8 protein-coding genes and 2 pseudogenes are annotated in these 9,079 nt (G+C 60.6%); 5 read left to right on the top strand and 5 right to left on the bottom strand.

Going from position 1 to position 9,079, the window contains the following annotated elements:
• Positions 1-230 (top strand): annotated as a pseudogene (locus IQ35_RS21325) (integrase); the annotation flags it as partial.
• An 84-nt stretch (positions 231-314) separates the two neighbouring features.
• Positions 315-1,117 (top strand): annotated as a pseudogene (locus tag IQ35_RS14060) (IS630 family transposase); the annotation flags it as partial.
• On the opposite strand, the gene IQ35_RS21920 reads toward IQ35_RS14060, so the two are convergent.
• From IQ35_RS21920 to nadC, 4 genes are all read right to left on the bottom strand, one after another.
• On the bottom strand, positions 1,089-1,316 hold the full coding sequence (locus IQ35_RS21920; RefSeq protein WP_368655946.1) for a flavin reductase: 228 nt from the start codon (positions 1,314-1,316) through the stop codon (positions 1,089-1,091). The pseudogene IQ35_RS14060 and the gene IQ35_RS21920 overlap by 29 nt on opposite strands.
• A gap of 137 nt (positions 1,317-1,453) precedes the next feature.
• Entirely contained in the window at positions 1,454-1,855 is a 402-nt protein-coding gene (locus IQ35_RS14050) for a MarR family winged helix-turn-helix transcriptional regulator (RefSeq protein WP_230461519.1), read from the bottom strand.
• 216 nt (positions 1,856-2,071) lie between these two features.
• On the bottom strand, positions 2,072-3,400 hold the full coding sequence (locus tag IQ35_RS14045; protein WP_011608120.1) for a Rieske 2Fe-2S domain-containing protein: 1,329 nt from the start codon (positions 3,398-3,400) through the stop codon (positions 2,072-2,074).
• Between the two features lie 55 nt (positions 3,401-3,455).
• Entirely contained in the window at positions 3,456-4,313 is an 858-nt protein-coding gene (gene nadC / locus IQ35_RS14040) for a carboxylating nicotinate-nucleotide diphosphorylase (RefSeq protein ID WP_011608121.1), read from the bottom strand.
• A 203-nt stretch (positions 4,314-4,516) separates the two neighbouring features.
• Here nadC and IQ35_RS14035 point away from each other — a divergent pair, with 203 nt between their 5' ends.
• Entirely contained in the window at positions 4,517-5,725 is a 1,209-nt protein-coding gene (locus IQ35_RS14035) for a Gfo/Idh/MocA family oxidoreductase (RefSeq protein WP_277872631.1), read from the top strand.
• Positions 5,726-5,853: 128 nt separating this feature from the next.
• The gene (locus IQ35_RS14030) at positions 5,854-6,714 is read left to right on the top strand and encodes a substrate-binding domain-containing protein (RefSeq protein ID WP_242003358.1); all 861 of its coding nucleotides are present in this window, start codon (positions 5,854-5,856) and stop codon (positions 6,712-6,714) included.
• 105 nt (positions 6,715-6,819) lie between these two features.
• Here IQ35_RS14030 and IQ35_RS14025 read toward each other — a convergent pair whose 3' ends face one another.
• On the bottom strand, positions 6,820-8,055 hold the full coding sequence (locus tag IQ35_RS14025; protein WP_011608124.1) for an MFS transporter: 1,236 nt from the start codon (positions 8,053-8,055) through the stop codon (positions 6,820-6,822).
• Between the two features lie 254 nt (positions 8,056-8,309).
• Here IQ35_RS14025 and IQ35_RS14020 point away from each other — a divergent pair, with 254 nt between their 5' ends.
• The gene (locus tag IQ35_RS14020; RefSeq protein ID WP_092959632.1) at positions 8,310-9,071 is read left to right on the top strand and encodes an IclR family transcriptional regulator; all 762 of its coding nucleotides are present in this window, start codon (positions 8,310-8,312) and stop codon (positions 9,069-9,071) included.
• The last annotated feature ends 8 nt before the right edge of the window (positions 9,072-9,079 follow it).

Genomic DNA, 9,079 nt, shown 5'->3' with positions numbered 1-9,079 from the left:
CGGGTCTGGTGACGCTGATGGGCAAGAAGCTCGATCGCGCTATAGCTGCGCTCAGTACGCATTCGTTGAGGGTCGGGCTGACACAGGATCTATTTGCCAGCGGGGCCGATGCAGGCCCTGTTGCCCAGGCGCTGCGCTGGACATCGACATCGACCGCGCTGCGCTATGGACGCAAGCTCGCCCCTGCCTCGAATGCCGCAGCGGCTATGCTGGGGAAGGTGAGAAGGTGACAAGTGAAGCCGAACGGAAATGTAGCCGTGGCCACTGCAGGTAATTTTGTCGGTCCTTGGGGCGCTTCAAAATCGGCTCGTTGCAGTCAATTCCGTCCGCTCACAGGTGGCGACCGTCATTCGGGCAGGATCGAAGCGCACGGTGACTTCATTCGGGAACTGATCGCCGAGCAGGGCGACATGACCCTGGTCGAGGTTCAGGCGCGGCTGATCGAGCGCGGCACCTTGGTTGGGATCGGCACCGTGCATCGCTTTTTCGTCCGTCACGGGATCACGCGCAAAAAAAGACCGGGCACGCGATCGAGCAAGATCGTCCCGACGTCCTGAGGCAACGCCAGCGCTGGTTCGACGGACAGATCGACCTCGAACCCGAACGCCTCGTTTTCATCGACGAGACCTGGACCGCCACCAACATGACCCGCAGCCACGGCCGTTGCGCCAAGGGTGAGCGGCTGCGGATGGGCTACCCGCATGGTCATCGCAAGACCACCACGCTGGTGGCCGGCCTGCGAATGACCGGCATGGTCGCGCCGATGGTGCTCGATGGTCCGATCAACGGCGACTGGTTCGAAGCCTATGTGGCGCAGGTTTTGGTGCCAGAGTTGCGGCCCGGCGACGTCGTCATCATGGACAACCTTTCAAGCCACAAGCGGGCCGCCGTGAAAGAACGGATCGAAGCGGCGGGAGCAACCCTGCGCTTCCTCCCGCCCTACAGCCCCGACTTCAATCCTATAGAAAAAGCATTCTCTCGCCTGAAAGCCATGCTGCGCAAGGCGGGCGAACGAACCGTCAGCGGGCTGTGGGGGCTGATCGGCAGGCTCGTCGACATCTTCCAACCCGCCGAATGCGCAAACTACTTCAGCTCGTGCGGGTATGAACCGGAATGAGTGGAAACCGCTCTAATATGTTCAGCCCGAACCTTGTGCATCCGGCAAACTCATCATGCAGGAAAGCGGACTTGTTGATGCACGCCAGAATGCTTGGCGGTTCAAGCGCCAGCGAGCAAACCGCGGTTGCAACCATTCCGAATGGTTGACCTTCAAGCTCCAGCGTCAGGACGGTCACAGTTGCGGCTAGCCGCCGCATTGCCAGACGAAATTCGGCTTGGTTCGCGCTCGTTGTCATTCCTACATGGTAAGGTCTGGCTTGACTCCGAACGACCAAAGAATACTGAGCCTTCCACCGACTATTTGGCTGTCCACCGCATCAGACTGCTCATCTCATCAATCGTCGCAAGCGACTGCTTCGGTCCGCAATCGGAGTTCGGCAGCCAGGTTTCTCGAAACTCTTGCGAGTACCGATAGGCAGATTGCCACTTCATCTGCCGGAATATCGGCTGACGCCAAGCCATTGATGCTGGTGGCATGATGCATCAGCCTGGTTTCCAGCTCGCGACCGGGCTCTGTCAGCACGATGTTCTGTTTGCGCCGGTCGCCAAGCTGTTGCCTGCGCTCGACCAGACCATCCGCAACCATGCCGTTGATCATTACAACGGTTGTGTTTTCAGCGACATTTGTCCGATCGCTGAGTTGTTTTTGAGTCAGACCGTCCTCTAACCACAAGGCTCGCAGATAATACCAATACCCTGCCTTCAGCCCCTCGCGCGCCAAGACCGAATTGAGCAACCTGTCAAACCTGCGGTGACAGCGCCGGACCTGGTAGCCAAGACTCTCTTCGGGCTGGAGCGTTTGCGGTCTCGGGTTCGGCAACGCGGATTCTCCCAGATCTCAAGATGACGGCCGCGCCGGGTGCGTGACCGTGTACGAAAAAAATGTCGAACACGGCCGCACTATCAATTTTCTACGCGCAAGCGAAGTGGGGCGTGACCACTTTGCCGCGCCTCAGCCGGCCAGATCTTCGACAAGATCTCCCTTGTCCTCCGCCGCGCTCGAAAGTCGGCGTTCCTCATCGGAGACATTGAGAAGGCGCCAGTCGTCGCCCTTGGGCACCATGCCCTCAAAGGACATCAGCTTGGCATGGGGAATGCGCGACTCCCCTGTCCCGATCGCGGGCTCGCCGCGTTCCACGGCTTGGGCCGCACGATACATCAGCGTCCGGAACGTGAAGATAGCCTTGTCGCTCGATCCTAGGCGATCCTCGCTGCGGTCCGCGATCGGACCCATCGATTCCCACATGGCCATGTCCTGTGCCGGAATGCCGTAGATGCCGGTGAAGTCCCCGGCCTTCATCGCGGCGCGATCCTGCAGATAGTTGTTTTCGGCGTTACGGATCTTCTTGAACGTGACCGGCTCGACATCCTGGCCGAGTTCGGCACCGCAGAACTTCCGCCAGGCATCCTGCGAAATCCCTTTCTCGGGGTGCCAGGCAATCCAGTAGAACATGGTGTTCTCGTCATCGACCGGCACCAGCATCTGGCTAAGGTGGTATTGGTCGTTCGACGGAATGTGGACCGTGTAAGGGGCGACAAACAGCGTCATCCGCACATAGTCCTGCTTGTCGGGTTCGACGATCGGCTTGCGGATTGCAACATAACGGAAGCCGAACGGGGTCTTCTGAACCTCGATACGTGGCGCCTTGTCGGCCGATGGGCGCAGCCAGGCGCTGTCGGTCGCGGTCGATCCGCTCACTTCGGTTGCCGTGGGCATGTTGGTGGAATGCAGGCTCGAACTGTGCGCAGAATCGATCGATCCTTCAAGTATCTGAGCCCAGTTGCAGGCTCCATGCATCTTCACGATGCTGATCTTGTCTGCCGGAGCGGCAGTCCAGTTGGGCGGATCGAAAGGCAGCACATTGTCGGTATCACCCATCCAGACCCAGACAAATCCCCCCGCTTCACGAACCGGATAGGCCTTGGTCTTCATCGTCTCGCGCAGCTTGGCGTCGGCGGGCTCGGAGGACATGTCGAGGGCGTTGCCGTTCACGTCGAACTTCCAGCCATGGTAGAGACAGCGCAATCCGCATTCTTCGTTGCGGCCAAAGGCCAGCGAGGCGCGGCGATGCGGGCAAAGTTCGTCGAGTGCGCCGATCCTGCCTTCGCTGTCCCGGAACACCACCATGTTTTCGCCGAGCAAGCGAACGCGCAGTGGAGTGCCGTCGGGTTCGGCGACTTCCTCGATCATGCAGGCCGGAAGCCAATGCTGGCGCATCAGGCGGCCCATCGGGGCATTGCCTTCAACGCGGCAAAGCAGGTCATTCTGTTCAGGTGTCATTGTGTTTCTCCCTAGCGACTTTTCTATGGGGTGGGTCGGTCCTCTCCGGGATTGATCAGGCCGGGCTGTAGTCCAGCCCGATGTCGGCAGCGGGGGCGCTCTGCGTGATCCGCCCGACCGAGACGAAGTCCACGCCGGTCTCCGCGATCTCCCGGATGGTGTCGAGCCTGACGCCGCCGGAAGCTTCGATCGGAACCCTGCCGCCGACGATCTTCACGGCTTCGCGCAGCATCGCGGCAGACATGTTGTCGCACAGCAGCCGCTCCGCCCCCGCCGCCAGCGCGAGTTCGATCTGCTCCAGCAGGTCGACCTCGACCTGGATTTCGAGTTCAGATGCCTTGGCGAGGCCAACTGCCCGTTCGACACCACCGCACAGCGCGATATGATTGTCCTTGATCAGGACTCCATCATCGAGCCGCATGCGGTGATTGGTGGCACCGCCCATGCGGGCTGCATATTTCTCGATGACCCTGAGGCCGGGAATCGTCTTGCGGGTGTCGAGCAAGGTGCATCCGGTTCCGGCGATCTTGTCCGCATATTCGCGGGTGAGCGTGGCTATGCCTGACAGGTGCTGCAGGCTGTTGAGCGCCGATCGTTCGGCCGAAAGCATGGCGCGACCATTGCCCTCCAGGCGCATCAACACGTCTCCCCGTGCGGCGCGTTCGCCGTCGCTCTTCAGAAGTTCGATCTTGATGCCAGGATCCAGCTGGCGGAAAAATGCGACTCCCAGCTCCAGGCCCGCCACCACGATATCCTGTCGGGTAGCGATGACTGCGCTGAGGCGAAGGCCATCTCCAATCGTCAGATTGGTGGTAACGTCGCCGCCGGTGCCCAGATCCTCGGCAAGCACGGCAGTCACGAAGCTCGCGAGTTCCTGGCGACCAAGTCCGGCAACCGTTTCAGGCTTGGACATTGGCCCGATCCTCCGGTTGCTTCGTTTCGAATACTCTGCGCATCGTGTTTCCCTTGTTTCATTGCATGCATGGAGATTGGCTTCGCCGCCGACGGTCAAATTTGGCTTGCCGGCGGTGCATGTCCGCACTCTGAGTAGCTTGCATATGCTTCTATATAGAACTATCGGGAATTCAAGCGGGGCCGCCCAATTCAGTTCCCCAATTGTGCGAAAGGTTAGCGTTGAAACACATACGCCTCGGAATCGTGGGTCTCGGACGAGGTTTCATGTTGACCTTGCCTGCCCTTCGTGCCCATCCTGCGGTGCAGCTGAGCGCGGCCCACGACCTGCGCGATGAGGCCCTCGTCCGGTTCGAGTCGCAGTTTGGTGCGACGGTGCACCGCACATATGAGGCGTTGCTGGCGGATTCGGGCGTGGATGCGGTCTACATCGCCACACCGCACGAGCTGCACGCCGCTCAGGCCATTGCCGCGCTCGAGGCGGGAAAACACGTGCTGGTCGAGAAGCCGATGGCGACTTCGGTTGGTGATTGCGCGGCGATGGCGAGGGCGGCAGAGAAGGCGGGCAAGGTGCTCATGGTCGGACCGAGCCACGCCTTCGACGAGCCGGTCCGCGTAGCGGCGGAACTCGTGGCGACGGGGCGCTTTGGCAATGTGCGCTTGGTCAACGCCTTCAACTACACCGATTTCATGTATCGTCCGCGACGGCCCGAGGAACTGGACAGCCGGCGGGGCGGCGGCGTGGTCTACAGCCAGGCGGCGCACCAGATCGACGTGGTCCGGCGGCTCGTGCGCCAGCCGGTGGAATCGGTTCGCGCGGTCGCGGCCAACTGGGATGCATCGCGGCCGAGCGAAGGGGCATACTCGGCGCTGATGACGTTTGCATCCGGCGCCGCGGCCACGCTCACTTACAGCGGCTATGCCCACTATGACAGCGACGAGTTGCTCGGCTGGATTTCGGAGCTGGGCCGGCCGAAGGATCCTGCGCGCTATGGGGAAGCCCGGAAAGCACTGAAGCAGCTTTCGCAGCAGGACGAAATCGATGCCAAGCTGGCCCGGACGTTCGGATCGGCCTCTGCGGGCGATCCTGCCGGCGCGCCTCACCACGAACATTTTGGATTCGTCCTCGTGAGCTGTGAGCGGGCCGACCTCAAGCTGCTGCCGGCCTCGATCGAGGTCTTTGGCGATGAACGGCGCGAGACCATTCCGGTCGCCCCGCCGACGCTTCCCCGCGCAAATGTGATCGACGACTTCGCCGCCTCGATTCTCGGCGCGAGGCCGCCGGTCCACGACGGCTGGTGGGGTCTCGAAACCATGGCCTGCTGCGCCGCACTGCTGGAATCCAGCCGCATCGCGACCGACGTCAAGCCCCAGACCATCATTCAGGAATCAAAAGGAAACACCATTCAATGAGCCGTCTCAATCTATCTTTCGCCTGCTGGGGATATGACCGGACCGAAGCACTCCAGACCGGCCAGGTCCGGCCCGACGGGATCGATCTGAACTTTCAGGTTCTCGATGTGGAGGAGACGTTCTTCCGCATGATCCGCAACCGCGAGTTTGACGTGGCCGAAATGTCGATGTCGTCCTATTGCGTCACGCTGGGGCGCGAGGATCCGGGTTTCATCGCCATCCCGGTCTTTCCTTCGCGCTTCTTCCGGCATGCGGGCATCTTCGTCTCGGCGAAGAGCGGGATCGAAAAGCCCGCGGATCTTGTCGGCAAGCGGATCGGCGTTCCGGAGTACCAGCTCACCGCGCCGGTGTGGATCCGCGGTATCCTGCAGGATGAATACGGCGTCGATCCGTCCTCGGTGACCTATTTCTTCGGCGGGGAAGAGGAGCCGGGCCGGGAAGAAAAGCTCAAGATCAATCTCCCCGAGAAGTTCAAGGTCATTCCGATCGGACCCGAGCAGACCATTTCGCGAATGATCGCCGATGGCGAGCTTGACGCGGTCTATGCGCCCCGCGCGCCTTCGACCTTCTATTCCGAACCCGATAAGGTCCGGCGCCTGTTTCCGGACTTCGTCGCGGTCGAGAAGGCCTATTTCGCGAAGACGGGCATATTCCCGATCATGCATGTCGTCGCGATTCGTCGCGATGTCTACGAGAAGAACCGTTGGGTCGCCCAGGCCCTGTACAAGGCGTTTGTCGAGGCTCAGAAGCTTGTCTACGAACAACTGATGGTCTCGGCGTCACTCAAGACAATGCTGCCCTGGCAGATCGCTGCGGTCGAGGACACGATCGCAACCATGGGCAAGGAATGGTGGCCCTACGGCATCGATCGCAATCGGCACGTCATAGAGACGTTCACGCGCTACCACCATGAGCAGGGTCTTTCGCCCCGGCAGTTGACGGTCGAGGACATGTTCGCACCGGAAACGTTCTCCGAATTCCGAATCTGACGACTGCCGTGGGGTGTTGCGCGCTTCGCGGGGGCAGGGCTCCTGTCCCCGCGAATGTGGGGTGCGCGCGCGCCCTTGCCGATCCGTCCTGCCGGCGCGGTAGGCTCACACTGCCCGTTGCGCGGAGTTGTAGCGAGGCAGAAAGAGGATGGCGATCATCAGCACCGCGATCGACGACCAGCACATGGTTAGGGCCAGATCGTAGTTGCCGGTCCTGCTCGCTAGTGCGGCAAAGACGATTGGCCCTCCGGTGGCTCCGAGCGAATAGGATGCAAACATCAGCGAGAACATCGTCGTAAACACCGACCGGTCGAAGTACTTGCTGATCATGAACCCGAGGAAATCGACCTCGGCCCCGATGCTCAGGCCGATGCCGAGCGCGGCCACGGCAAACGCGAACGAAGAACTGCCGAACTGGAGCGTCAAGAGCCCGCCGGCGGTTATCAGGAGAATGGTGGCCATAACCCTGGGCGCGAAAATCCGGTCGAATGCCGCGCCGCCGGCCAAGCGGCCGACCAGGATGGCCGCGCCAAGGAGGGACTGATAGGTGGCGGCGTCGGTCAGGCTCAGGTTGCGGGCCATCAGAAGGGGTACGAAGTTGGCGACGCAGGAAACCAGCACGGCGCCGGTGAAGAACGCAAAGGCCAGCATGAGCCAAGTCCGGGGGGTACGAAAGGCGGACCAATCGAACCTCGATCCCGCGGCCCGGCCATTCGCTGGGGCGGCCATGGGCTCTGAAAACGGTCGCAGGAAGACTATCGCAATTGGCAGGGCGACGGCAAAGACCATGCCGGCAAAGGACAGTGCGGTAATCCGCCAGCCGAAATGTTCGGTTATCTGTGCTGCCAGGATGGGGAAAACGGCCGCGCCGACCCCGACGCCCAGCATGGTCGCGCCAAGGGCGAGGCCGCGGAACCGGTCAAACCAGCCCACCACGATGCTGGCGAAGGCGGGCGGCAAGGTCCCGCCGGCCAGAATGCCGACCGCAAGAAATGCCAGGCCCGCAACCACCGGGTCACGCGGAACCGCTGCAATCGCGACGAAGCAGATGCTCAGCATGACAGTCGAAAAAATGATAATTCGCCGAGCCCCGATGCGATCGGCTGCGACCCCCCACAATGGGCCGAACAGAGCAGACCCAAGACTATACGAAACAAATATCATGTTTCTATCGACGACATCCCATCCCAAATCGGACGCCATTGCCGTAGCCAATACGCCATACGTATAAATGACTAGGACGCCTACGCTAAGCATCATTCCAATAAACGCAGAAAACACAACAACCCAACCTGCGCGGGAATCCTTTTCTCTTGAAATGTAGGTCATTTCAGTGGCCATTTCTAATCCCTTGGTATCGCATATTTCAATATGGGCAGGATTGTCCTAGCCCTGCAATTCCGTATTCGGCACGGTGGCCAGATTGCGAGCAGTTTGCAATTCCAATTATCACATGGCAAGAAGCGGGAATGAATTTTGCTCCCGCAGGCATGCGGTTAGGGTTGAAGTCGTTTGGTGCCGTATCAGGGGGCTGACCTCATGTTGCGATCGCCAGCCGGCTCGATAGAATGGGCTGTCCATCGTGAGGAGCAGGTGTGGGTACAGTTGATAAGGCATTGGGGTTATTGGGACTGTTCTCGATAGAGGAGCCGCAATGGACCGTCGAAGCAGCGGCTAGCCGCACTGGAATCCCGACGAGCACGGCCTATCGGTATTTTCGCAGCTTGAACGAAGCTGGTCTGATCACGGATTTCTCCGCCGGTCGTTATGTGATTGGTCCAGCGGTCATTCATCTGGACAGGGTCGCACGGGGGACCGACCCGCTTGTGCTGGCAGCCCAGGATGCGATGGACAATCTGATCAATCGTGGGCCGGACAGGAGTGTGGTCATTCTTGCAAGAATTTTCGACCGCCGTGTCATGTGTGTCGATCAACGACGCAAAGGCTACCATCCGCTAACGATCAGCTATGAACGGGGGCGGCCGATGCCGCTTTACCGCGGTTCGGTGTCCAAGATTATCCTGGCCCACTTGTCTCCACGACTGATTGTTCGCTGCTTTCATGACGATCGGATTGATATTGAGGAGGCTGGCCTCGGATCGGACCTCAAGTCGTTCCGCCGGAATCTGCGGCTGATACGGCGCGCCGGCTACAGCGTCACCCACGGTGAGGTCGACAAGGGAGTGATCGGTATTGCCGCGCCGATCCTGTCGCCCAATGGCGACGTGTTCGCGTGCCTGTCACTGGTCGTGGCGGAAGAGACCACGCCGGAGGGCAGCATCGAGAAGCTCGTGGCTCTGGTACGCAAGGAAGCTTTGGCAGTGACCGCTTCGCTTGGCCTGATGTCAGACAACTGAAGGGTCGA

Source organism: Sphingobium wenxiniae (genome assembly GCF_007830065.1).
Taxonomy (GTDB): Bacteria; Pseudomonadota; Alphaproteobacteria; order Sphingomonadales; family Sphingomonadaceae; genus Sphingobium; species Sphingobium wenxiniae.
The sequence above is the reverse complement of the archived record's forward strand: the minus strand, read 5'-3'. Positions and strand labels throughout refer to the sequence as shown.